This is a genomic window from Gulosibacter sediminis, assembly GCF_014904065.1.
In the GTDB taxonomy this organism is placed as follows: domain Bacteria; phylum Actinomycetota; class Actinomycetes; order Actinomycetales; family Microbacteriaceae; genus Gulosibacter; species Gulosibacter sediminis.
In genome coordinates this window covers 61,406-84,554 of the sequence record NZ_JACXJG010000001.1, presented here as the reverse complement: position 1 = coordinate 84,554, position 23,149 = coordinate 61,406, and the positions used below count along the sequence as shown (strand labels likewise).

The 23,149-nt window shown below is 67.0% G+C and carries 17 protein-coding genes and 4 pseudogenes; 11 read left to right on the top strand and 10 right to left on the bottom strand.

Annotation, left to right across the window (positions count from 1 at the left end; translation table 11 throughout):
* Positions 1–3: 3 nt before the first annotated feature.
* The gene (locus ID132_RS00375) at positions 4–1,302 is read right to left on the bottom strand and encodes a class I SAM-dependent RNA methyltransferase (RefSeq protein WP_193127573.1); all 1,299 of its coding nucleotides are present in this window, start codon (positions 1,300–1,302) and stop codon (positions 4–6) included.
* Between the two features lie 56 nt (positions 1,303–1,358).
* Here ID132_RS00375 and ID132_RS00370 point away from each other — a divergent pair, with 56 nt between their 5' ends.
* The 3 genes from ID132_RS00370 (at position 1,359) to ID132_RS00360 (ending at position 3,353) form a co-directional block, all read left to right on the top strand.
* Positions 1,359–1,577, top strand: a complete 219-nt coding sequence (locus ID132_RS00370) for a hypothetical protein (RefSeq protein ID WP_193127572.1) — start codon at positions 1,359–1,361, stop codon at positions 1,575–1,577.
* A 38-nt stretch (positions 1,578–1,615) separates the two neighbouring features.
* The gene (locus ID132_RS00365) at positions 1,616–2,251 is read left to right on the top strand and encodes a Maf family protein (RefSeq protein WP_125106885.1); all 636 of its coding nucleotides are present in this window, start codon (positions 1,616–1,618) and stop codon (positions 2,249–2,251) included.
* A gap of 70 nt (positions 2,252–2,321) precedes the next feature.
* The gene (locus ID132_RS00360; RefSeq protein WP_125106884.1) at positions 2,322–3,353 is read left to right on the top strand and encodes a hypothetical protein; all 1,032 of its coding nucleotides are present in this window, start codon (positions 2,322–2,324) and stop codon (positions 3,351–3,353) included.
* A gap of 56 nt (positions 3,354–3,409) precedes the next feature.
* Here ID132_RS00360 and ID132_RS00355 read toward each other — a convergent pair.
* Together ID132_RS00355 and ID132_RS00350 are read right to left on the bottom strand one after the other, a co-directional pair.
* Positions 3,410–5,516 (bottom strand): annotated as a pseudogene (locus tag ID132_RS00355) (ABC transporter ATP-binding protein).
* Positions 5,513–7,245 (bottom strand): annotated as a pseudogene (locus ID132_RS00350) (ABC transporter ATP-binding protein). The pseudogenes ID132_RS00355 and ID132_RS00350 overlap by 4 nt, the downstream one beginning before the upstream one ends.
* A gap of 204 nt (positions 7,246–7,449) precedes the next feature.
* Here ID132_RS00350 and ID132_RS00345 point away from each other — a divergent pair.
* The 6 genes and pseudogenes from ID132_RS00345 (at position 7,450) to ID132_RS00320 (ending at position 12,891) form a co-directional block, all read left to right on the top strand.
* The gene (locus ID132_RS00345) at positions 7,450–8,418 is read left to right on the top strand and encodes a helix-turn-helix transcriptional regulator (RefSeq protein WP_193127571.1); all 969 of its coding nucleotides are present in this window, start codon (positions 7,450–7,452) and stop codon (positions 8,416–8,418) included.
* A 94-nt stretch (positions 8,419–8,512) separates the two neighbouring features.
* Positions 8,513–10,267 (top strand): annotated as a pseudogene (locus ID132_RS00340) (acetyl/propionyl/methylcrotonyl-CoA carboxylase subunit alpha).
* A 169-nt stretch (positions 10,268–10,436) separates the two neighbouring features.
* A complete protein-coding gene (locus tag ID132_RS00335; RefSeq protein WP_193127570.1) occupies positions 10,437–10,820 on the top strand; it encodes a hypothetical protein in 384 nt (127 codons plus the stop codon).
* A 145-nt stretch (positions 10,821–10,965) separates the two neighbouring features.
* The gene (locus ID132_RS00330; RefSeq protein WP_193127569.1) at positions 10,966–11,370 is read left to right on the top strand and encodes a GntR family transcriptional regulator; all 405 of its coding nucleotides are present in this window, start codon (positions 10,966–10,968) and stop codon (positions 11,368–11,370) included.
* 1 nt (position 11,371) lies between these two features.
* Entirely contained in the window at positions 11,372–12,070 is a 699-nt protein-coding gene (locus tag ID132_RS00325; RefSeq protein ID WP_241209135.1) for an ABC transporter ATP-binding protein, read from the top strand.
* Entirely contained in the window at positions 12,067–12,891 is an 825-nt protein-coding gene (locus ID132_RS00320; protein ID WP_193127568.1) for a hypothetical protein, read from the top strand. Before ID132_RS00325 ends, ID132_RS00320 begins: the two co-directional genes overlap by 4 nt.
* A gap of 80 nt (positions 12,892–12,971) precedes the next feature.
* On the opposite strand, the gene ID132_RS00315 is transcribed toward ID132_RS00320, so the two are convergent.
* Both ID132_RS00315 and ID132_RS00310 read right to left on the bottom strand, forming a co-directional pair.
* A complete protein-coding gene (locus ID132_RS00315) occupies positions 12,972–14,354 on the bottom strand; it encodes an aspartate aminotransferase family protein (protein WP_125106875.1) in 1,383 nt (460 codons plus the stop codon).
* Positions 14,355–14,537: 183 nt separating this feature from the next.
* On the bottom strand, positions 14,538–15,971 hold the full coding sequence (locus ID132_RS00310) for an NAD(P)H-quinone dehydrogenase (protein ID WP_125106874.1): 1,434 nt from the start codon (positions 15,969–15,971) through the stop codon (positions 14,538–14,540).
* Between the two features lie 49 nt (positions 15,972–16,020).
* On the opposite strand from ID132_RS00310, the gene ID132_RS00305 reads away from it, so the two are divergent.
* Together ID132_RS00305 and ID132_RS00300 are read left to right on the top strand one after the other, a co-directional pair.
* Positions 16,021–16,899, top strand: coding sequence for a purine-nucleoside phosphorylase (locus tag ID132_RS00305; protein WP_193127567.1), 879 nt, complete (start codon positions 16,021–16,023; stop codon positions 16,897–16,899).
* The gene (locus ID132_RS00300) at positions 16,896–18,620 is read left to right on the top strand and encodes a phospho-sugar mutase (protein WP_193127566.1); all 1,725 of its coding nucleotides are present in this window, start codon (positions 16,896–16,898) and stop codon (positions 18,618–18,620) included. Before ID132_RS00305 ends, ID132_RS00300 begins: the two co-directional genes overlap by 4 nt.
* On the opposite strand, the gene ID132_RS00295 is transcribed toward ID132_RS00300, so the two are convergent.
* The 5 genes and pseudogenes from ID132_RS00295 to ID132_RS00275 form a co-directional block, all read right to left on the bottom strand.
* Positions 18,617–19,084, bottom strand: a complete 468-nt coding sequence (locus ID132_RS00295) for a PTS sugar transporter subunit IIA (RefSeq protein WP_193127565.1) — start codon at positions 19,082–19,084, stop codon at positions 18,617–18,619. The two genes, ID132_RS00300 and ID132_RS00295, sit on opposite strands and share 4 nt — an antisense overlap.
* A complete protein-coding gene (locus ID132_RS00290; RefSeq protein ID WP_193127564.1) occupies positions 19,081–20,244 on the bottom strand; it encodes an adenosine deaminase in 1,164 nt (387 codons plus the stop codon). Before ID132_RS00290 ends, ID132_RS00295 begins: the two co-directional genes overlap by 4 nt.
* A gap of 185 nt (positions 20,245–20,429) precedes the next feature.
* Positions 20,430–21,242 (bottom strand): annotated as a pseudogene (locus ID132_RS00285) (amino acid ABC transporter ATP-binding protein).
* The gene (locus ID132_RS00280) at positions 21,239–22,231 is read right to left on the bottom strand and encodes an amino acid ABC transporter permease (protein ID WP_125106868.1); all 993 of its coding nucleotides are present in this window, start codon (positions 22,229–22,231) and stop codon (positions 21,239–21,241) included. The pseudogene ID132_RS00285 and the gene ID132_RS00280 overlap by 4 nt, the downstream one beginning before the upstream one ends.
* On the bottom strand, positions 22,231–23,127 hold the full coding sequence (locus ID132_RS00275) for an ABC transporter substrate-binding protein (RefSeq protein WP_193127563.1): 897 nt from the start codon (positions 23,125–23,127) through the stop codon (positions 22,231–22,233). The genes ID132_RS00280 and ID132_RS00275 overlap by 1 nt, the downstream gene beginning before the upstream one ends.
* Between the last annotated feature and the right edge of the window lie 22 nt (positions 23,128–23,149).

Sequence of the window (23,149 nt, the reverse complement as noted above, 5' to 3'; positions counted from 1 at the left end):
CTGCTAGTGGGCGGCGCGGATGAAAGTGGCCACGGCCTCGACGTGGTGCGTGTTCGGGAAGAGGTCGAAGGCGCGCAGGCGGGTGAGTTCGTAGCCGCGCTCGCGCAGGAGTCCGGTGTCGCGGCCGAGCGCGACGGGGTCGCAGGCCACGTAGATGAGTTGCTGCGGCTCGAGCGCCGCGAGCGCGTCGATCACTGGGGCCTTGGCGCCCGAGCGCGGCGGGTCGAGCACGACGGTGCCAGCGGCGAGGGATTCGCGCAGCGACGCATCCGCCGTCGTAGCCAGCCCGCGCAGGTAGCGGTCGACCGCCGAGGTCACCGCCGAGGTGCCCTCCCAGCGGGCAAGGTTCGCGGCGGCGTGCGTCGTGGCTTCCTCGGCCACCTCGACCGACTCGAGCCGGATGCCCGGCTCCCCCGCCGCGGCCGCAAGCGCCGCACCGAGCAAGCCGACGCCGCCGTAGAGGTCAAGGTGCTGGGCTGCGGCGTCGAAGTGCTCGCGATCAAGCGCCTCGCCGACCGCGTCGAACAGGGTCGTCGCGGCGCCGCGGTGGATCTGCCAGAACCCGTCTTCGTTCACGTCGAACGCGAAGTCGTGCACTCGCTCGTGCACGATGCCGGCAGCGCGGGCCGGCTTCGCATCGGGGCGGCGAAGTAGGTGCACCTCGTGGTCAGCCGGCGCGACGAAGTCAATGCGTCCGGGCGAACGCGAGCCGGCGCGGATCTCGGCGAGCGCCGACTCCTCGATGTCGCTGAAGGCGAGCGGCAGGTCGTCGACATCGACGATGCGGTGCGATCGGGCGGCATACGGCCCGACGCGCTTGTCGGCATCGACGTGCAGCGTGAGGCGGGTGCGCCAGCCGGTGCCGCGCGACTCGTCGTCGCCGGGCAGGCCCGCCACCTCGAGTTCGCCAAGCAGCGCGCCATCGGCGTCAACGCCGCCGAAGCGGACCATCGCATCGGCAAGCACGCGCCGCTTTAGCTCGCGCCCGAACTCGGGCAGGGTGTGCCCAAATTCGGCACCGCCGGCGCGATCCTCAGGCGCACGGTCGAGCGACGCCGCCGCCCAAACGTGCTCCTGACGCTCGGGCGCGGCCTCGAGCACGCGCAGCGTCTCGCCACGGGCGAAGCGCTTCTTCACTTCGGCGACGCGCACCTCGACGCGCTCGCCGGGCAACGCATCCGAGACAAACACGACCCGTCCCGACTCGTGGCGAGCGACGAAGATGCCGCCGTGGGCTACATCGCCGACGGTCAGTTCAACGATCTGGCCCGGAACGAGCTCGGATGCAGTGGTTTCAGTCACGCCAACAAGTCTAGTTGGCGCGGCCCGCTGCGGTCCCGGCTGCTAGCGTTGGCGCGATGAGTACTCCGAAGGCACCGAAGCGCAAGGGCGGCGTCGCCCTCATGATCGTCGGCATCATTCTCATCGTTGCCGGGGCACTCAGCTCGGACGGCATCAAGCGCAGCGCCGGCGACGACATCGCGATGGCGGTCTCGCTCATCCTCACGCTCGTGTGCCTCATCGCGGGCATCGTGATGTTCGTGCTCGGCCTGCGCATCCGCACGCGCCGCGACTGACGCCGGCCGCGTTCACCCGCCTGCCTAAACTGGCGCGCATGTCGTTGATTCTTGCCTCCACCTCCCCCGCCCGCCTCGAGGTGCTCCGCGCCGCCGGCATCGAGCCCATCGTGCGCCCGAGCGACGTCGACGAGGATGCGGTGCTTGCGGCCGCGGGCTCGCTCACGCCGGCCGAGACAGTCCTGACGCTCGCGCGCGCGAAGGCGCTCGCGGTGGCCGATGGCGAGGATACGCTCGATGGCTTCGTGCTCGGCGGCGACTCGATGTTCGAGGTCAACGGCGTGCTTCAGGGCAAACCGCACACGCCTGAGCGCGCCCGCGAACGCTGGGAACAGCAGCGCGGCAAGAGCGGCACGCTGTGGTCGGGCCACTGGCTCGTCGATCGGCGCGAGGGGCACGACGGCGCGGTCGGCGTCGGCGCCGTGAAGTCGGCGACCCTGACGTTCGCTGACGACCTCGACGACGCCGAGATCGACGCGTACGTCGCCTCGGGCGAACCACTCTTCGTCGCGGGCGCCTTCACAATCGACTCGCTCGGTGGTGCCTTCATTGACCGTATCGACGGCGACCCATCGACGGTCATCGGCATCTCGTTGCCCGTCGTGCGTCGTCTCGTGCGCGAGCTCGGCGGCTCGTGGCCTGCCCTCTGGAATCGCCCAGGCGCCGCGAGCTAGCGCGACTGGGGTGTGGCGGGCCGCTGCTCATGCGACGATGGAGCAAGCCCACCGAACAATGGAGATTCGCGTGACTCGACGCCTGAGCCCCGCCCCTTTCGCCCTCACCGCGGCAGCGATGCTGTTGCTCACCGGATGCGCATTCGGCGGCTCCGACCCCCGCCCGTCCGCGACGCCACCGCCGGTGAATGAGTCGCCCGGTGCATCCTCGACGCAGACCGCCGCGCCCGAAACGACCGATGCCGCCGAGACCGCGCCAGTGTCGACGCTGAGCTGCCCCGGCGTGATGGCGCACGATGCTGCGTTCGACCTCTCGATGCCCGGCTGGGGCCTCAAGGAACAGGTCGCCGTCACCGGCGGCACCTTCCAGCTCGACAAGACCGGCGCCACCGGCACCGCGACGCCCATCGATCGCGGCCTCAGTTGCTCGATCTACGGCAGCGACTACGAGGTGGGCGTGCTCTATTCCTACGTGGAGACGTCTGACTCGTTCGACGCGTTCATTGCCGACCTCGAAGCCAACAACTACACACTCACCGATACCCCGACGCCGAACGTGGCCTTCTATCGAGTCGAGGGCTCCGAGAGCGAGGGCCACGGTTTCGACCACTTTGCGGCGATTGGCGATGGCTGGGCGGTCGTCGGATGGTCGGCGCTCGACCGCGAACTCAATGCGACGCTATTCACCGGCGAGTACCGCGATGTCGACCCCAACGACTATGTGTCGAGCGAACAGGCGACACTCGGTTGCTCGATGTTTCTCGGGGAGCAACTCGAAACCGACGCGACGACGCAGGTACCGATTCTTCAGGAGAGTCACCTCAGCCTGCTCCGCGGCGGCGAAAACGCGCTCACGACCAATCGAGACCCCTACTCAACCAATTTCGACGTGCTCTGCGACCAGGTCGTCTGGCACGAGGGCGAAGTGGCGCCCGATGCGCCGGGCGACGCAATCGCGTCGACGCCCGAGTGCGAGATCTACCAGCGCGGCGAGCGCGACTACCTCGCCGACTGTGGCGACGCGGGGTACGCCGAGGTTGCAGCGAGTGACCTCACGGCCACCCAGGTGCGCACCCCGGCCTTCCGCGGCTTCGACGAGTAGTCCCGAGAATGAGTGTGGGCCGCATCCCCTTCGGGATGCGGCCCACACTCGTTTCGCTAACTCACCGTCAGTTGCTCGCCCGCAGGACCGCCGACGACCGGGGTTGCACCGGTCGCCGACTGCGCGTGCTCGGCCGTGCCGTCGCCGGGGGCCTCGTCGAGGTCGGTCGCGGCGCCCGAGAACTGCGACTGGTAGAGGCGCCAGTAGGCGCGCTGCTGCGCGAGCAGCGAGTCGTGGTTGCCCTGCTCGACGATCGAACCCTGCTCCATCACGAGAATGAGGTCGGCGTCGCGAATCGTCGAGAGGCGGTGCGCGATCACGAAGCTCGTGCGGCCCTGACGCAGCGCGTTCATGGCTTGCTGCAGCAGAAGCTCGGTGCGGGTGTCGACCGAGCTCGTGGCCTCATCGAGGATGAGTACGGCCGGGTTGGCAACGAACGCGCGGGCGATCGTGATGAGCTGCTTCTCACCCGCCGAGACGTTCGAGGCGTCCTCGTCGAGCATGGTGTCGTAGCCGTCGGGCAGCGACTGCACGAAGCGGTCGACGTAGGTCGTGCGCGCCGCCTCCTTGATTTGCTCGTCGGTCGCGTCGTCGTTGCCGTAGCGGATGTTCTCGAGGATCGACCCCTGGAATAGCCACGGGTCTTGCAGCACCATGCCGGTGCGGGCACGCACGTCGTGACGGCGAAGCTCGCCCGTCGTCTGCCCGTCGAGCAGGATGCGCCCGGAGTCGACGTCGTAGAACCGCATGACGAGGTTGACGAGCGTCGTCTTACCGGCGCCCGTCGGCCCAACGATGGCGACGGTCTGGCCGGGCTCGACGCTGAAGCTGAGGTCTTTGATCAGCGGGCGCCAGTCGGGCGAGTCCTTGTCCTTTGAGTACGAGAACGCGACGTGGTCGAACTCGATCTTGCCGGGGCCCGGCACGAGGTCGGGCGAGTTCGGGTCGTCCTCCGGCTCATCCTCGGCGTCGAGCAGCTCGAACACGCGCTCGGCCGAGGCGGTGGCCGACTGAATGACCGGGGCCATCTGCCCGACCTGACCCATCTGACCCGAGAACTGCTGCGAATACTGCATGAACGCCTGCACATCGCCGAGGCGGAGGTTACCGCTCGCGATCTGCAGGCCACCGATAACGGCGACACCGACGGTCGACAGTGNTGCCGGCGAACTGCATGAGCGGCATCATCAGACCGCTGAGGAACTGCGCCCTGAACGATGCCTGGAACAGCTCGTCGTTCTCGTCGTTGAACTTCTCGCGCGAATCCTTCTCGCGGCCGAAGACACGCACGAGCGCATGGCCCGAGAACGACTCCTCGACGCGGGCGTTGAGACGACCCGTCGACTTCCACTGGCCCTGGTAGGCCTTCTGCGAACGCGGGCCGATGACCGCCATGATGATGCCGGTGATCGGCAGCGTCACGAGCGCAATCAATGCCAGCAGCCATGAGATCGTGAACATCATGATGAGCAGACCGATGATCATCAGCACGCTGTTGATCACGTAGATGAGCGACTGCTGCAGCGCGTTGGTGATGTTGTCGACATCGTTCGTGACACGGCTGAGCAACTCACCGCGCTTCGTGCGGTCGAAATAGCTCAGCGGCAGGCTGTGCACCTTATCTTCGACGCTGCGGCGCAGGCGGTGCATCGCCTTGATGACGATGCCGTTGAGCATGTAGCCGACCCAGTAGTCGAGCAGCGTCGCGATGAGGTACACCGCAAGCACGACCAGCAGGGTCTGCGAGAGCGCGGAGAAGTCGACGCCCTGGCCAGGCACGAGGTCCATCGCCGACACCATTTCCGCGAAGTTATGCTGCCCGTCGGCCTCGAGCTGTGAGACCACCTGTTCCTTCGAGACGCCCGCGGGCATCTGCGCCGAGATGACGCCCTCGAAGATGAGGTTGGTGGCGTTGCCGAGCAGGCGGGGCGCCCAGAGGGTGAGGAGCACCCACACCACGCCGAGCCCAGTGGCGAACACGAACTTCAGCTTCCACGGTGCCATGAGGCTCAGCAGTCGCTTGAAGCTCGGCCAGAAGTTCTTCGCTGGGCGCGAGTCGGCGCCCATGCCACCCCAGTCGCCGCCGGCAGCGGCGGCCGCGGCGGTCTCTTCGTCGAATTCGTCGACGGTTGCGGTGGAATTCGTCTTGGGTGCGTCGGTCATCGAGTTGCCTCCGCGCCGAGCTGCGACTCGACGATCTCCTGATACGTGGGGTTGTCCGCGAGCAGTTGCTCGTGAGTGCCGTCACCGACANTGCGGCCGCCATCGAGCACGATGATGCGGTCGGCGTCGGTAATGGTCGACACACGCTGGGCGACGACGAACTTCGTCGTCTGCGGCAGCTCCTGCCATAGCGCCTCGCGCAGGCGGGCGTCGGTCGTGAGGTCGAGCGCCGAGAAGGAGTCGTCGAACACGAGCAGCTTCGGCTTGCGAATGAGCGCGCGGGCGATCGAGAGACGCTGGCGCTGACCGCCCGAGACGTTCGTGCCGCCTTGGGCGATCGACGCCTCGAGCTGGCCCGGCATATCGCTGACGAAGTCATCGGCCTGCGCCACGCGCAGCGCCCACCACATGTCGTCCTCGGTTGCGCCCTCAAGGCCGACCTCGAGGTTGGATGCGATGGTGCCGGCGAAGAGGTACGGCCGCTGCGGCACATAGCCGATCGAGTCCCAGAGGCTCGACGCATCCGCCTCGCGCACCGGTACACCGCCGACGCGCACTTGGCCGTCGGTGACGTCGAACAGGCGCGGGATGAGGNCGCGAGCGTCGTCTTGCCCGACCCCGTCGAGCCGATCACGGCGACCGTCTGGCCGGGCTCGGCGGTGAAGTTGATGTCGCTGAGCACCGGCTTGTCGGCGCCCGGGTAGGCGAACGTCACGTTGTCGAACTCGACCCGGCCTGGGGTGGGCTGCTCGGCGATGCCCTGTTCGGGGAACTTCAGCGACGTGTCGGTCGCGAGCACCTCGCTGATGCGGGTCGCGCAGACCGAGGCGCGCGGAATCATCGTGGTCATGAAGCTGACCATGATGACGCCCATGAGGATCTGCATCGTGTACGAGATGTAGGCGATGAGCGCGCCCACCTCGATGGTGCCGGAGTCAACGAGGTGGCCACCGAACCAGACGACGCCGACCGAGGTGATCTCCATGATCAGCATCGCGGCGGGGAACACGATGACGAAGAGATTACCGACGCGGAGGCCGATGTCGGCGAGGTTGTCGTTCGCCTCTCCGAAGCGGCGGCGTTCGATGTCCTCGCGCACGAAGGCGCGGACGACGCGGATGCCCGTGAGCTGCTCGCGCATCACTCGGTTGACGCCGTCGAGGCGGTCTTGGAGCTTGCCGAAGAGCGGAATCATGCGGCCGACGATGGCGCCCATAAGGAGTAGCAGGACGGGCACGGCGACGGCGATCACCCACGAGAGCTCGATCGACTGACGGATGGCCATGATGACGCCACCGATCGCGAGCATCGGCGCCGAGACCATGACGAGGGCGCCCATGAACACGAGCATCTGCACCTGCTGCACGTCGTTCGTGCTGCGGGTGATGAGTGAACCGGCGCCGAACTCGGCAACCTCACGCTCGGAGAAGCCGGCAACGTGGTCAAACACGTCGCGGCGCAGGTCGCGGCCGACCGACATCGCGGCGCGTGCCGAGCAGTAGGTCGCGACGAGGATGCACACGAGTTGGCCGATCGCGACGAGCAGCATCACGCCGCCCGTCTGCCAGATGTACCCGACATCGCCCTTCGCGACACCGTTGTTGATGATGTCGGCGTTGAGCGTTGGAATGTAAAGCATTGCGAACGCCTGGAGCAACTGGAACACCAGCACGCCTATGACGAGCGGCAGGTGCGGGCGCAAATACCTGCCGAGCAATTTAAGCAACATGAAATACCGCCTTGTGGGCCACTTCTTCGAGACAGAGCGTCGGGCGCCTGGGTGGAGCGAGACCCGATCGTAAAAACGGGTTCTATCCTTGCAGACTCAGGTGGCCGACGCATTTGTGGATCGCATCGTTTTTTCTCTGGTCACGGGCAAAACTATCGACATTTGCGGACACATCTTGTCCGCAAAGTCGGCCAGACTGTCGACATGTCCGAGGTGACCGCGCGAACTCTTCGACTGCTCGACCTGCTGCAGTCGCGTTCGGTGTGGTCGGGCGACGAGCTCGCGGCCGAGCTCGGCGTGACCACTCGCTCGGTTCGGCGCGACATCGACCGCCTGCGCGAGCTCGGGTATCCGGTGCTCGCGACCGCCGGCCACGGCGGCGGGTACCAACTCGGCGCGGGGCGCTCGCTCCCGCCCCTCCTCCTCGAGCAGAGCGAGGCCGTCGCGATGGCCGTTTCGCTCCAGCTCGCGGCGACGTCGGGCATCGACGGCCTCGCCGACGGTGCCGTGCGCGCCCTCACGAAGCTTGACCAGGTGCTTCCGCCCAAGCTCCGCCCCGAGATCGCCGCGGTCACCGAGTCGGTCGATGTGCCCGCGCCAAACGGGCCCGTCGTCGATGCCGAGGTGCTTCGCGTGCTCTCGCGCGCGGTGCGCGACGGAGTCCGGCTCGAGTTTGGCCATACGGCGGCGGATGGGCAGGCGAGCGAACGCCGCACCGAACCGTACCGCGTGCTCGCGATCGATCGGCGCTGGTACCTGCACGCCTTCGACCTCGACCGCGACGACTGGCGCGTGTTCCGCCTCGACCGCATCCGCGAGCCGCGCGCATCCACCCTGCGCTTCGAACCCCGAGACGCACCCGACTCGCTCGAGGCGGTGCGGCAGGCGCGCGCCTACCAGCCGGGCGAGCCGATGCAGCTGCGCATCCTCGCCCCGCTGCACGAGGTGCGCGAGCGGATGCCCGAGTGGCTCCGCGGCGACCTCGAGGCCATCGACGACGACACGACTCTGCTCACCACGCGCGGCGATCCCCGCTGGGTTGCGGCGCTCGCGACCATGAGCCCCTTCGACTTTGTGCCCTTCGGCCCGCCGCAACTCGCTGAGGCGGTCGCCGATCTCGCGACGAAACTCGGCCGAGCCCACAGCGTCGCCAGCCGCGACAACCCGCGCTAGGCCGAGCGCTTCGTGATTTCCGCAACGATTTCGCGAGAAACACTGTTGGGAAGTTCCAACGCCGACGGTGCCTTTCCTCATAAGCTAGGGAATTATGCCTCGCATTGAGAAACTCCTGATCGCCAACCGCGGCGAGATTGCCGTCCGGATCATTCGCGCCGCCCGCGACTACGGCATCCCCTCGGTCGCTGTCTACGCCGACCAGGATCGCGAGGCTCCGCACGCCCGGCTCGCCGACGAGGCGTACGCCCTGCGCGGCACAACCGGCGCCGAAACCTACCTCGTCATCGAAAAGCTGCTCTCGGTCGCCCGCCGTTCGGGCGCGAACGCCGTGCACCCGGGCTACGGTTTCCTGTCTGAGAACGCCGACTTTGCGCGCGCCGTCATCGACGCGGGCCTTGTCTGGATCGGTCCGTCGCCCGAGGCGATTGAGGCGCTCGGCGACAAGGTGACCGCTCGCCACGTGGCCGAGTCGGTGGATGCGCCCCTGGCACCCGGCACGCTCGAGCCGGTGCAAGGTGCGTCCGAGGTCGTCGACTTCGCTCGCGAGGTCGGCTTCCCGGTTGCCATCAAGGCGGCCTACGGCGGCGGCGGGCGCGGTCTCAAGATCGTGCGCGAGGAGTCGGAGATCGCCGACGCGTTCGAGTCGGCCACGCGCGAAGCGGTCGCAGCATTCGGCCGCGGCGAGTGCTTCGTCGAGAAGTTCCTCGACCAGCCGCGCCACGTCGAGACCCAGTGCCTCGCGGATGCGCACGGCAACGTCGTCGTCGTGTCGACNCCGCAACCAGAAGCTCGTCGAAGAGGCACCCGCGCCGTTCCTCACCGATGCGCAGCGCGAGCAGATGTACTCGGCATCGAAGGCGATCCTCAAGCACGTCAGCTACCAGGGCGCCGGTACCTGCGAGTTCCTGCTCGCGAACGACGGCACGGTCGCGTTCCTCGAGGTGAACACCCGCCTCCAGGTCGAGCACCCCGTCTCGGAAGAAATCACGGGCATCGACCTCGTGCGCGAGCAGTTTCGCATCGCTGAGGGCGCCGAGCTCGGCTACGACGACCCGGTGCCAACGAAGCACTCCTTCGAATTCCGCATCAACGGCGAAGACCCGGGCCGTAACTTTCTGCCGGCCCCCGGCAAGATCTCGACCTACGAGGCACCGACCGGCCCGGGCGTGCGTGTCGACTCGGGCGTGCGCCAGGGCGACACTGTGTCGGGCGCCNGATGATCGCGAAGCTCATCGTCACGGGTGCGACTCGCAAAGAAGCCCTCGAGCGGTCGCGCCGCGCCCTCGACGAGTTCGTCGTCGCCGGCATGCCGACCGTCATTCCGTTCCACCGCGACGTCGTGCGCCAGCCAGCCTTCACCGCCGAGAACGGCGAGTTCGGCGTCTTCACGCGCTGGATCGAAACCGAGTACGACAATCAGTTTGAGCCGTGGGACGGCGAGGCCGAGGAGCTTGAGCACCCGGGTGCGCGCCGCGAGGTCGTCGTTGAGGTGAACGACAAGCGCATCGAGGTCTCGCTGCCCGAGCGCCTCGTCATCTCGGCCGGCATCGAGCACGGCGGCGTCGGCCGCAACATGGCCGGCCACGCGCCCCGCCGCCGCTCGCGTGGCTCCGTCGACACGGCATCCGGCAACGACGTCACGTCGCCGATGCAGGCCACCATCGTGAAGTTCGCCGTTGAGGAGGGCCAGCGCGTCGTCAAGGGCGACCTGCTCGTCGTGCTCGAGGCCATGAAGATGGAGCAGCCGATCTCGTCGACGCGCGACGGTGTCGTGCGCGGCATCACCGGCGGCCCCGGCGAGACGATCAGCTCGGGCACGAAGCTGCTCTCGGTCGAAGACGAATAGGCCGCACTGCGCAGGCCACAACTGCCGGCTTACCCTCGCGGGTGGGCCGGCAGTTTCGTTATTCGGGCCCCGCATAGCGAACGCATAGCGAGGTGCTGCCCCGCCCATAGTTCGCCCGCCGAAGGTAGTCACAAGCCCGAAGACGAGCCGCAACGCAAGGAGCATCACCATGACCGAGCAGCACATGAACGAGACCCGAATGACCGACCGCCGCGCACGCGGTCGCCGCCGCGGATGGCGCAACGCCGCATTCGGACTCGGAGCAGTCGCAACCGTCGCCGTGACACTCGGATTCTCCACCCCGGCCTTCGCGGACGAGGCCAGCACACAAACCTCGATCACCCAGACCACCGACGCCCCGGTCCTCCAGGGCGCCGCGGCCGACTCAACCTCCGCATCCGTCGCTGCCCTCGTCCTACTGAACGAACAGCATCGCTACGACGCCGTAGCCACCTACATCGATACCGACGCCTCGAGCAATCAGGTCGAGACCACGGCCCTCGCCTACAACTCGCAGTTCTCCGACAACCTCATCGAGCTGCTGTCGGTCTAACCACCCACCCCACGCCCGGGCCGGCGTGGCAGCCAGGAGCATCCTGGTCGCCACGCCGGCTCAACTCGTTCTCCAGAAACCCTTGCGCGCATCCGCCACCTGTGCCACTGTATTAATCACCTAATACAACAACACAAGGATACCGATGGAGTTCAGCACCGCCTCCCCCATTTGGGTGCAGCTCGTCGCCGAGTTTTCCCGGCGCATTGTCGTCGGCGAATGGCTGCCAGGCTCGCGTGTTCCCGCAGTGCGCGAGATTGCCGCTGAAGTCGGCGTCAACCCCAACACCGCCCAGCGCGCGCTCGCCGAGCTCGAGCGTGCCGGCCTTGCCCGCTCCGAACGTACGAGCGGGCGCTTCATCACCGACGATCTCGACCGCATCGACGCCCTACGCGCCGACCTCGCCCGCGATGCCACCGACGACTACATCTCCCGAGTTCGCGGCCTCGGCATGCACCTCGCCCAGGCCGCCGACATCATCCAGCAACGATGGGACGACGCGAATGTCCACTCTGACCACACCCCACACACCCGCACGGGAGGGCAGTAACGTGACCAGCCCGGCCATCCAGGTCCAACACCTCAGCAAGACGTACGGCAAGACCTCGGCGCTGAACGAGCTCAACCTTGAGCTCGCGCCGGGCCACATCGTCGGCCTACTCGGCGAGAACGGCTGCGGCAAGACGACACTGCTGAAGATCCTCGCCGGCCTCATCGCCGACTACCGCGGCGACGTGCGCATCTTCGGCCACGAACCCGGCCCCGAGTCAAAGGCGATCGTCTCGTTCCTGCCCGACGCAAGCTTCCTGCCGCAGGACGCCCGCGTAGCCCACTGCATCCGCCTCTACCGCGACTTCTTCACCGACTTCGACGAAGCCAAGGCCCGCGACCTCATCGGCTTCTTCGGCCTCGACGAGCAGATGCGCCTCAAGCAGATGTCGAAGGGGATGCGCGAAAAGGTGCAGGTCGCGCTCACTATGTCGCGGCGTGCCAAGCTCTACCTGCTCGACGAGCCGATCAGCGGCGTCGACCCGGCCGCCCGCGAAGTAATCCTGAACGGCATCCTCCGCAATCTCGATGAGGACTCGATGCTCCTCATCGCGACCCACCTCATCCACGACCTCGAGCCCATTCTCGACAGCGTCGTACTGATGCGCCACGGCAACGTCGTGCTGCAGGGCGACGCCGACGACCTCCGCGCCGAACACAATCTGAGCCTCGACGCACTGTTTAGGGAGACGTACCGATGACCGCCACACTGCTCAAGCACGAGTTCCTTCGCACCCGCACGCTGCTCGGCCTGCTGTTCGGCGGCGGGCTCGCAATCGTCGCCCTCTCGACACTGTTCGCCCTCATGAAATGGCCCGTGCTTTCGGAGCTCGGCGTCGCGCTCGGGCTGCTCATCACGTTCATCATGCTGCCCGCAACCCAGATCGCCCTCGCGGTCGAGTACTGGCGTTCGAGCTACCGCCAGCAGGGGTACCTCACGCAGTCGATTCCGGTGAAGGGCAGCACGATCTTCTGGTCGAAGATGCTCTGGACGTGGCTCGCGTCGCTCGTCGCGATGGCGGTCACCGTCATCTCGGCCGCGATCTTCTGGACCGCCTTCGGCCCGATGGTCGGGCTCTCGGGCAATCCGTTCACGATGCTCGGCGAGACGCTCGACTTCGTCTCGCAGTATGCGTCGTCCGGCATGATCGTCGGGCTCCTCATCGCGTTCGTGCTGCAGATGCTCGTCTGGCCGGTGCAGTACTTCTTCTGCGCCTCCATCGGCAGCGAGGCGCCGCTCAACCGCCTCGGCATCGGCGGCCCGATCGTCACGCTCATCGCGTTCTACCTCGTGACGCAGGTCATTACGACGCTGTTCATCATGTTCATGCCGATCGGCCTCGGCCTCGAGGGCGGCAGCCTCGCGTTCGTCGGCTTCGAGACGAACTTCCTCGACGCCTTCGCCGGAAACGGAAACGACGATGTCATGCCGCTCGGGTTCGTGCCGGCGCTCGCGATCATCGCCGCCGTCTGCCTCTGGCGCACGCACTACTCGTGGAACCACAAGGTGTCGCTCGCATAACCGCACCCGCACCCGCACAAAGAAGCCCGCCCCAGCATCCGCATTGGATGCTGGGGCGGGCTTTCGCGCGGAGGCGAGAACTAGCTGCGAATCGCGGCCGCGAGCTGGTCGAAGGCCTCGACGTAGGCGTCGATCGCCGCGTCGTCGTGGGTGACCGAGAGCGTCCATTCCTCTTCACGACCCGGGGTCATGAAGATGCCGCGGTTCATGTTGAACAGCCAGGCGAGGTCGGCGAGCTTGCCGCCGGTCTTCGCGTTGGCCATGTAGGACTCGTAGTCGGTGACCTTGTGGTCGCTGAACACGACGCAGCCCTTCGAACCGATGCCCACCGTGTAGGCGTCGAGCTCGTAGCGCTGGATGACGTCTTCGCAGCCCGCGATGATGCGGTCGTTGAGGTGCGCGAGGTGCGCGTATGCGTCGTCGGTCATGACCTCGAGCAGCGAAGCACGCGCCGCGGCGAGCGTCAGCGGGTTGCCGTTGTAGGTACCCACCTGGTAAACCGAGCCGTCCTCGACCACGGTCGCGACCTCTTCGGTCATGCCGATCGCGCCGGCGGGCAGGCCGCCACCGAGCGCCTTGGCGAGGGTGACCATGTCGGGCATCACGCCGAACTTCTCGGTCGCGCCGCCGGGGGCGATGCAGATACCGGTCTTGACCTCATCGAAGATCAGGATGATGCCGTACTTCTTCGTGATGTCGCGCACGGCCTGGAGGTAGCCGTCCTCAGGCAGCACGACGCCGAGGTTCATCATCGCGGCTTCCATGATGACGCAAGCGGGCTTGCGGCCCTCAGCGTCGAGCGCCTGGATGCGCTTCTCCATGGTCTCTGCGTCGTTGAACGGCACGGCGACGGTCATGTCAACGGTCGCCTGCGGCACGCCAGCGCCGTAGGGGATCGACGCGTAGTTGTCGCGAGGGCCGATTTCCTGCTCGTCGATCCACCCGATGTCAACCATGACGGTGTCGTGGTGGCCGTGGTACGAGCCGAAGATCTTCATGACGGTGTCGCGGCCGGTGATGGCGCGGGCGATGCGGATCGCGTCCATCGTCGACTCCGAACCGGAGTTCGTGTAGCGCCACTTGGGCAGGCCGAAGCGGCGAGCGAGCTCGTCACCGACGACGATCGCGTCCTCGGTCGGCGCGGCGAAGTGCGTGCCGAGCGGGTAGCGGTCGATGACGGCCTTGCCGATCGCGGGGTGCGCGTGGCCCTGCACCATCGAACCGAAACCGTTGTGGAAGTCGTAGTACTCGTTGCCGTCGACGTCCCACACGCGGGGGCCATCGCCCTTCTCGACGTAGATGGGCCACGGGTCGTGCAACTGGTATGACGAGGCGACGCCGCCCGCGAGGTGCTTGCTCGCGTTGGCGTAGTAGTTCTTCGACTCCTGCGTGCGCTCGTTGAGCTTGTCGCCTTCAACCTTGGCAAGCTCTTCGACGCGGTCAAAATTAATGGGCTTTCCCACGGTGTGCTCTCTTCTCTCTGGGCCGGCCTGGCGCCAGTTCGTTTCGAGGTGATGTGTTGCGGCGACCGGCCTGGCGTCGGCAACACGCTTGGGGCTTCAGCGCCCAGAGCTGAGCCTATTATAAATATGAATCAGATTCACTGGGGCTGAGAAAGTTCTGGAATTTGCAGCCCTGCGCCGAGCCTACTCGTCGCGCACGTGCATGTCGCGCGCCGCATCCACCATCGACCCCGAGAGCGACGGGTAGACCGCCCACGACGACGCAAACTCGTCGACGGTCAGTCGCTGCTCGATCGCGATCGAGAGCGCGAGCAGCAGCTCGGATGCGCGGGGCGCGACAACCACGCCCCCGATGATCGTGCCGAGGTTGTTGCCCGCGATGAGCTTGACGAAGCCATCACGGAAGCCCTGCATCTTCGCGCGCGGGTTCTGCGCGAGGTCGAGCTTGTAAACACGGCCAGTGCGCTTGCCCTCCTCGATGTCTTTCTCCTGCCAGCCCACGGTCGCGATCTCGGGGTAGGTGAAGACGTTCGAGGCCACGTTGCGCAGCGTGATCGGGTGCACCTCGTCGCCAAGCGCGTGAAACACAGCGGTGCGGCCCTGCGTCGACGCGACCGAGGCGAGGGGGAAGAAGTTCGTGCAGTCGCCAGCGGCGTAGATGTTCGGCACGCTCGTGCCGGCAACGCGGTTAACGATGATGTGGCCCGAGTCGGTCGTCTTCACACCCGCGCGCTCGAGGCCGAGGCCCTTCGTGTTCGGAATCGAGCCGACCGCCATCAGGCAGTGCGAGCCGCGCACCTCAGCGCCGTCCGAGAGCGTCACGACGACCTCGTCGCCGTCGACGACGACCGACTCAGCGCGGGTCTTCGAGAGCACGTTCATACCGTTGCGCTTAAAGACCTCTTCGATGACGTCGGCCGCGTCCTTGTCTTCGCCCGGGAGCACGCGGTCGCGGCTCGAGACGAGCGTGACCTTGAGGCCAAGCGCGCGGTACGCCGAGGCGAACTCGGCACCGGTGACACCGGAACCGACCACGATGAGGTGCTCGGGGGTCTCCTGCAGGTTGTAGAGCTGCTTCCAGGTGAGGATGCGCTCGCCGTCGGGCTTGGCTGTCGGCAGCTCGCGCGGGCTCGCGCCGACCGAGACGACGAGGGTGTCGTATTCGATGCGGTCGAACTCTTGGCCGTTCTCGCCGGTGCTGACGCTCACGACGCCGGGCGCCGCGATGCGGCCGAGGCCCTCGACGATACGCACGCCACGGTCCTTGAGGTTGAGGCGCATGTCGTCCGACTGGTTTTGTGCGAGACGCAGGATGCGCTGGTTCAGCTTGCCGAGATTGACCGCCATTTCGGGGCGGCGCGGGTTGTCGGCGTCGTCGCGCACGAAGTACTGCAGGCCAAGTTCGTCGGACGACTGCACCTGCGTCGCCGCCTCGGCGGTCGCGATGAGCGTCTTCGACGGCACGACGTCGGTCAACACCGCCGAACCGCCCACGCCGACCCATTCGACGAGCGTGACATCAGCCCCCAGCTGCGCGCCGGCGATCGCCGACTCATAGCCTCCCGGCCCTCCACCAATGACAACAATCCGATGACGTTCTGCAGCAAGCGCACCCATGTTTCCAATTTTGCCACGGAGTTCAGCGACGCTCACCTACGCTGACTCCATGGCTGAACTGATCAACAACGACGCCCAGTTCGCGCACCCCCTCGACGACCCGGCCGCCCGCCCGGTCGACGTTGCTGCCGAAGCCGCGCGCGTCATCGCAGAACGCAGTGGGGTTGCCCACCACGACATCGCTCTCACGCTCGGCTCCGGCTGGGGCAAGGCGGCGGATGCGCTGGGCGAGACCGTCGCGACGCTGGCGGCCGACGAGGTGCCCGGCTTCTCGAAGCCCGCGCTCGCTGGCCACGTCGGCACCATCCGCTCGGTGCGCCTCGACTCCGGTCACCACGCACTCATCATCGGGGCACGCACGCACTTCTACGAGGGCCACGGCGTGCGGCGTGTCGTGCACTCGGTGCGCACCGCGGCCGCGACCGGCGCGAAGATCATGGTGCTCACGAACGGCGCGGGCGGGCTCAACCCGGCCTGGGCGCCCGGCACCCCGGTGATCATCCGCGACCACATCAACCTCACCGCCGCGTCGCCACTCGAGGGCGCGACGTTCATCGACCTCACCGACCTCTACTCCGAGCGCCTGCGCACGATCGTGCACGGCGTCGAAGACCTCGACGAGGGCGTCTACGTCCAGTTCCGCGGCCCGCACTACGAGACGCCAGCCGAGGTGAAGATGGCCGGCGTCATCGGCGGTGACATCGTCGGCATGTCGACCGCGCTCGAGGCGATCGCCGCGCGCGAGGCCGGTATGGAGGTGCTCGGTATGTCGCTCATCACGAACCCCGCCGCCGGCATCTCGCCCGATCCGCTCAGCCACGAGGAAGTCATCGCGGCTGGCGAGGCCGCCGAGACGCACCTCGCGACCCTGCTCGCTGACGCGGTCAAGCGCATCCTGACCGACGACGCGACCGGGGCAGGCGCATGAGCCTGCCACTGATTCGCGAGTCGCAGCTTGCCCTGCGCCACGCCGCGACGGCCTGGCTCGAGCAGGACCCCGACAACGCGACCCGCGCCGAGCTGAGCGAACTGCTCGGCCGACTCGGCGACGTCAACGTCGTCGGCGAGGAGATTGCCGACGACGACACCTCCGACCGCGCCGAGGCGTGGCGTGAGGTTCGCGACCGCTTCGCGACGCGACTGCAGTTTGGCACCGCTGGCTTGCGCGGGCGCCAGGGCGCCGGTTCGAACCGGATGAACCGGGTGGTCGTCGCGCAGGCGGCCCGCGGCCTCGCCGACTTCCTCCTCGCCCGCGGCGAGGCCCACCCGAGCGTCGTGATTGGCTATGACGCTCGCCTCAACTCCGACACGTACGCTCGCGACACCGCCGAGCTGATGCAGGCCGCCGGCGTGCGCGCGACGCTGCTGCCGAGCGCGCTGCCGACCCCGGTGACGGCGTTCGCCGTGCGCCACCTCGACGCCTCCGCGGGCGTCATGGTGACGGCCTCACACAACCCGAAGTGGGACAACGGCTACAAGGTGTACCTCGGCGGCGCCGACAACGGCTCGCAGATCGTGCCGCCCGCCGACGGCGAGATCGCGGCCGCCATTGCCGCGGTCGCGAGCGTCCGCAAGGTGAACGAGCTGCCGCGCGACACTGGATACGCGGTCGCCGATGCGTCACTCGTCGACGCCTACGTCGAGGCGACCGCGAAGGTGCTCCGACACTCCCCCGTGCCACTCAAAGTCGCGTATACCGCGATGCACGGCGTCGGTTGGAACACCTACCGCCGAGTGCTCGAGACGGCCGGCATCGGGGCGCACGAGGTCGTGCGCGAGCAGATCGAACCCGATGGCACGTTCCCGACCGTCGACTTCCCGAACCCCGAGGAGCCAGGCGCGCTCGACCTCGCCTACGAGACCGCGAGCCGCGTCGGCGCGCAGCTCATCATCGCCCACGACCCCGACGCCGATCGCCTCGCGGTCGCCGAGTCGGACGGTGCGGGCGGCTGGCACCTCTTCGGCGGCAACGACATCGGCAAGCTGCTCGGCTGGCGCGCGGCGAAGATCGCGACGGAGGCTGGCGCATCCGGCACCCTCGCGACCTCGCTCGTGTCGTCACCCGCACTGTCGAAGGTCGCCGAGCACTACGGCCTCGGCTATGCCGAAACGCAGACCGGGTTCAAATGGATCTCGCGGGCCGACGGCATCATCTACGGCTACGAGGAGGCGCTCGGCTACCTCGTCAACACCGAGACCGTGCGCGACAAAGATGGCCTCTCTGCCGCCCTCGCGGTGCTCGACCTCGCGTTTGCGCAGGCCGCCGAGGGCAAGACGCTGCAGGACCTCGATGACGAGTTCGGTGAGCTGTTCGGCGCGTTCGCGTCGCGCCAGGTGGCGCTGCGCTTCGACGACCCGGCACAGCTGCCCGCCGTCATGGCCTCGGTACGCGCGACCCCGCCGACGCAGGTGGGCGCCGCGGCGGTCGCCGAGGTGCACGACTTCGAGACGGATGCGCAGCCCGCGAACATCGTGCGGCTCGTGCTCGACGACGGCACGCGGCTGATGATTCGCCCGTCGGGCACCGAGCCAAAGATCAAGGTGTACATCGACGCGGTGTCGACCGACGGCACGCTCGGCGAGCGCCGCGCCTCGGCAAACGAGCGCGCCGACGCGGCCGCCGGGGCGATGCGCGCGCTGCTGAGCTAAGGGGCGACCTCGCCGAGGGCGTCCACGAGGGCGGCGTCGGTGCTCGCGCGGATCGCGCGGTCAACGATGCCGCCGTCGTGTTCGAGCTGGGATGCGATGTCGGCGATGAGCTCGATGTGCGCCGACGGGTTCGTGGTCGCGATCGCGATGACGAGGCCGACCGGGTCGAAGTGCGCGTGGCCGAAGTTCACGCCTTCGGGGAAAGTCATGGCGGCGACGCCCGGCTTGATCGAGTCGGCGCTCGGCTGCGCGTGCACGAGCGCGAGGCCCGGCGCGATCACGGTGTAGGGGCCGTACCGGTCGATCACGGCGATGACCTTGTCGGGGTAGCGACGCGTAACGTAGCCCGCCGACACGAGCAGGCGCGTGGTCTGCCTCACCGCATCCCGCCAGTCGACAGCCTTGCCGCCGGCGCGCACGAGCCCCGGGTCGGTGAAGATGGTCTTCGCGGTGTCTGCGCTCACGCGCCCACCTCCTGCTCGTACCCTTCGGTGATGCGGTCGGCCAGGTCTTCGCGGTCCTCGAGCGGCGCGAAGGCCGCCTCGGCCGCGTTAAGTTGCAGCTGCTCGAGATCGCCGAGCCGCAGGTCGAAGGCGTCGGCGACAAGCTGTAGCTCTTCGGATGCGCTGGTCGCGCTCATGAGCCGGTTGTCAGTGTTCACCGTGGTCGAGAAGCCGAGCTGGTAGAGCAGATCGAACGGGTGCTGCGTGATGGTCTCGACGGTGCGGTGCTCGAACAGCGGGCTGTCGAGCTCGAGGCCGGTCTGCAGGTTCGACGACGGCGCGAGCTCGAGGGCGATGCCGCGCTCGCGCACCCAACTCGCGATCGGGCCGAGCGTGACGCGCGTGCCCGAGTCGTCCTGCTGCTCGAGCGTGATGTCGTCGGCGATGCGTGCCCCGTGGCCGAGGCGCAGCGCGCGACCATCGATGAGCGCGGAGGCGATCGACTCGAGGCCCGCGGCCTCACCCGCGTGAATCGTGACCGGCATGAACTCGCCCGCGAGCTTCTCGAGGGCGCGGCGGTGCTGGCTCGGTGGGAAGCCGATCTCGGGGCCCGCGAGGTCGAAGCCGCGCACGCCGCCCGACTCGCTGTCGCCGCGGTGCCGGAGCGCCGCATCCGCGATCGTGTCGGCATCGTTCGCATGGCGCATGGCGCACAGCAGCTGGCCGACCTCGATGCCCTCGTGGGCCTCGCAGCCCTCGCGCAAGCCGGCGGTGACCGCGGCGATGACGTCGTCGAGCGTGAGCCCGCCGCGCAGGTGCTGCTCGGGGGCCCAACGCAGCTCGGCGTAGATCACGCCATCTGCCGCAAGATCAGCGACCGCCTCGCGGGCGACGCGGTGCAGCGCCTCGGGCGTCTGCAGCACACGCAGCACGACGTCGAAGGTCTCGAGGTAGCGCTCAAGCGAGCCGGAGTCGGCGTTCGCGCGGAACCATTCACGCAGCTCGGGCTCCCCCGCCGCCGGCAACTCGATACCCGCGTCCTGCGCGAGGTCGAGAATCGTGTCGGGACGAAGCCCGCCATCGAGGTGATCGTGCAGCAGGATCTTGGGCAGACTGCGCGCATCCACTCCCTCAGCTAGCCAGACTTCCGCACTCTGAGTTGCGGCTCGGTCTTGTGTCACAGGAGTCCACCTCCAACCTCGTCTTCGAAATCGTGCACGCGTTGATGCTACCCAGCCTGAATGACCGGTTTGCTCAGATTTCTACAAGTCGTAACACTCATGCGTTCGGGGCTCGGCTCGAACCGGGCTGGCACTGGTGGCAACGCGCCGCAGCCCGGGGTAGACACCCACCCCGGGCCACGCCGCTACAGCACGTTACTCAGGAATGCCTTCGTCCGTTCGTGCTGCGGATTGCTGAACAATTCGGCGGGATCCCCCTGCTCGACCACCACGCCACCGTCCATGAACACGGCTCGATCGGCGACCTGCCGCGCAAACCCGATCTCGTGGGTGACGACGATCATGGTCATTCCTGCCGCCGCAAGGTCGCGCATCACATCGAGTACGTCACCGACAAGTTCCGGGTCCNAGCGCCGAGGTCGGCTCGTCGAAGAGCATGAGCTCGGGATCCATCGCCAGCGAACGTGCAATCGCGACCCGCTGTTGTTGTCCGCCCGAAAGTTGGCTCGGGTAGTGATTGGCGCGGTCCGCGAGCCCGACCCGCTCGAGCAGGATGCGGCCCCTCTCCCGCGCTTGCGCTCTGGGAATTTTGCGGACGCCCGCCGGCGCCTCGATGACGTTCTCAAGCGCCGTCATGTGCGGGAAGAGGTTGAATCGTTGGAACACCATGCCGATCGATTTGCGCTGACGCGCGATTCGCTCAGGGGAAAGTTCATGCAGCACGTCGCCGCGCTGCCGGTAGCCCATGATCTCGCCGTCAACGGTAATTCGGCCGCCATCGATCGTTNGAGGTGGTTGATGCAGCGCAGGAGGGTGGATTTTCCCGAGCCCGACGGCCCAAGCAACACCACGACTTCGCCGCGTTCGACCGTGAGGTCGATGCCTTTCAACACCTCGTTTTGTCCAAATTGCTTTCGCACGGATTCGAGCCGCACGATCGGCGCGTCGTCGTCGTCGACTGCGGTGGCCTGCGTCCATGGATTCACGGTCCTACTCATCGCTGGCCCTCCTTCGTCCCGGCGTCGGCGACCTGTGCCGCACCTGTTTCGTCGTCCGTCGTACCCGGCGTCTTCGCCCGCTTTTCAGAGGCTCCCGAAACGCCCCGACCGAAGTACTTCTCGAGGTAGTGCTGGGGAATCGCGAGCAGCGAGGTGAGCAGCAGATACCAGAGACTCACGACGATCAGCAGTTCAATTTGCTTGAGGTTCTGTGCCGAGATTTGCGTCGCCACCGTGTAGATCTCCAGCACCGCAATGACCGAGAGCAGCGACGTGTTCTTCAGCATCGAGATGAACTCGTTGCCCATCGGCGGAATGATGACCCGCATCGCCTGCGGCAGCAGAATGCGACGGAAGGTGCGCACCGGCGTCATGCCCAGCGACGCTGCAGCCTCCCGTTGTCCCGAGTCGACCGAGAGCATGCCCGAGCGAACGATCTCGGCCGAGTAGGCTGCCTGGTTCAGGGTGAGGGCGAGCAGGCCGGCGACAAACGGGGTCACGAGCAGGTTGGTGGGCATCGACCAAAACATGATGCTCGTGAATGGGACGCCGATGCCAAGCCGGTCAAAGAGCAGGCCGAGGTACCCCCAGAGCACGACCTGTACGAGCAGCGGCGTTCCACGGAATGCCCAAATGTAGACCGCCGACACCGCCTGCATGACAGGGTTCTTGCTCATCCGCATCGCCGCAATCAGGATCGCGAGCACGGTCGAGATGGCCATGGCGAGGACGGTCAGCACGATGGTGAGGACGAGGCCCGAGAGGATCCTCGGGCTAAAGAGGTACTGGCCGATGGCCGCAAAGTCGAGCTTCTTGTTTGTCGCGATCGCGTGGATGAAGATCGCGACGAGGAACAGGACCGCCGCACCCGAGATCCACCGCCACGTGTGTCGCAGTGGCCGGATGGTCAGGTCATCGGCAGCGACCCGGGGTCCGCTGCGCTCGCCGGGCGAGCTATTGGGTGCCGTGGGAGAGGTCACGGTACTCATTACTTCTCCGCGAGGTTCACGTCGATGCTCTCGACCCGGTACTGCTTCAGGTCGTGCTTCTCGAGTAGCGCGTCGTAGGTGCCATCCGCCTCGATTGACTGCATGGCGAGCGTAAGCGCTTCCGTCAGACCCTCGTCCTTGAGGACGCCAACGCCGGTATACACGGGCTCAAACCCCTTCGGTGCATCGGCGAAGTCGACGAGTTCGAATGTGCTGCCGTCGCCGGCCGTGGCAACGAGGTATTCCATAATCGGGGCGTCGCCGATGAACGCGTCGGCGTTGCCTGCCTGCACCGCGGTCTGGCCGTCGTTCGTCGTGGCGAGTTCGTGAATCTGAATCTCGGCCTTGCCGGCGCTCGTGCATTCTTCGCTGAGGTCGCGCAGGATGTCGCCGCTTGTCGAAGCCTTCTGCGAGGAGATCGTCAGTCCGCACAGGTCCAGCTCGTCGCTAATCCCCTCGGGGTTGCCCGCGGGCACCGCAATCGCGAAGCCAGCGTGCAGGTACTCGACGAAGTCCAGCACTTCCTGCCGCTCCAGCGTGTCATTCATGCCCGAGAGGATGATGTCGTTCTTGTTGGCTTGCAGGCTCGCGACCACGGAGTCGAACGGCTGCTTATTGATCTGCACGGGAATGTCGAGCTTCTCGCCAATCGCATACGCCAAATCGATGTCGAGCCCGGTGATCTCACCCGCATCGTCCTGGTATTCGAACGGCGGATACGGGTAGTCGACCGCCACGTTGATGACCCCGGCGTCGCGGATCTCCTGCGGCACCGCCGCCTTCGCGGCTTCGTCAACACCTGAAGTGAGTTGCTCGGTCTGAGTTTCCGACGCGGAGCAACCGGTGAGTGCCAGGACGGACGCGCCCATCAGAGCAATTAGCGTACGAGTTTTCATCAAATTCTCCTTGGTGTTGTGA

Coding starts and splice junctions, on each gene's coding strand:
- ID132_RS00370 (WP_193127572.1), top strand. CDS start 1,359: ATGAGTACTCCGAAGGCACCGAAGCGCAAGGGCGGCGTCGCCCTCATG.
- ID132_RS00365 (WP_125106885.1), top strand. CDS start 1,616: ATGTCGTTGATTCTTGCCTCCACCTCCCCCGCCCGCCTCGAGGTGCTC.
- ID132_RS00345 (WP_193127571.1), top strand. CDS start 7,450: ATGTCCGAGGTGACCGCGCGAACTCTTCGACTGCTCGACCTGCTGCAG.
- ID132_RS00335 (WP_193127570.1), top strand. CDS start 10,437: ATGACCGAGCAGCACATGAACGAGACCCGAATGACCGACCGCCGCGCA.
- ID132_RS00330 (WP_193127569.1), top strand. CDS start 10,966: ATGGAGTTCAGCACCGCCTCCCCCATTTGGGTGCAGCTCGTCGCCGAG.
- ID132_RS00320 (WP_193127568.1), top strand. CDS start 12,067: ATGACCGCCACACTGCTCAAGCACGAGTTCCTTCGCACCCGCACGCTG.
- ID132_RS00310 (WP_125106874.1), bottom strand. CDS start 15,971: ATGGGTGCGCTTGCTGCAGAACGTCATCGGATTGTTGTCATTGGTGGA.
- ID132_RS00305 (WP_193127567.1), top strand. CDS start 16,021: ATGGCTGAACTGATCAACAACGACGCCCAGTTCGCGCACCCCCTCGAC.
- ID132_RS00300 (WP_193127566.1), top strand. CDS start 16,896: ATGAGCCTGCCACTGATTCGCGAGTCGCAGCTTGCCCTGCGCCACGCC.
- ID132_RS00280 (WP_125106868.1), bottom strand. CDS start 22,231: ATGAGTACCGTGACCTCTCCCACGGCACCCAATAGCTCGCCCGGCGAG.
- ID132_RS00275 (WP_193127563.1), bottom strand. CDS start 23,127: ATGAAAACTCGTACGCTAATTGCTCTGATGGGCGCGTCCGTCCTGGCA.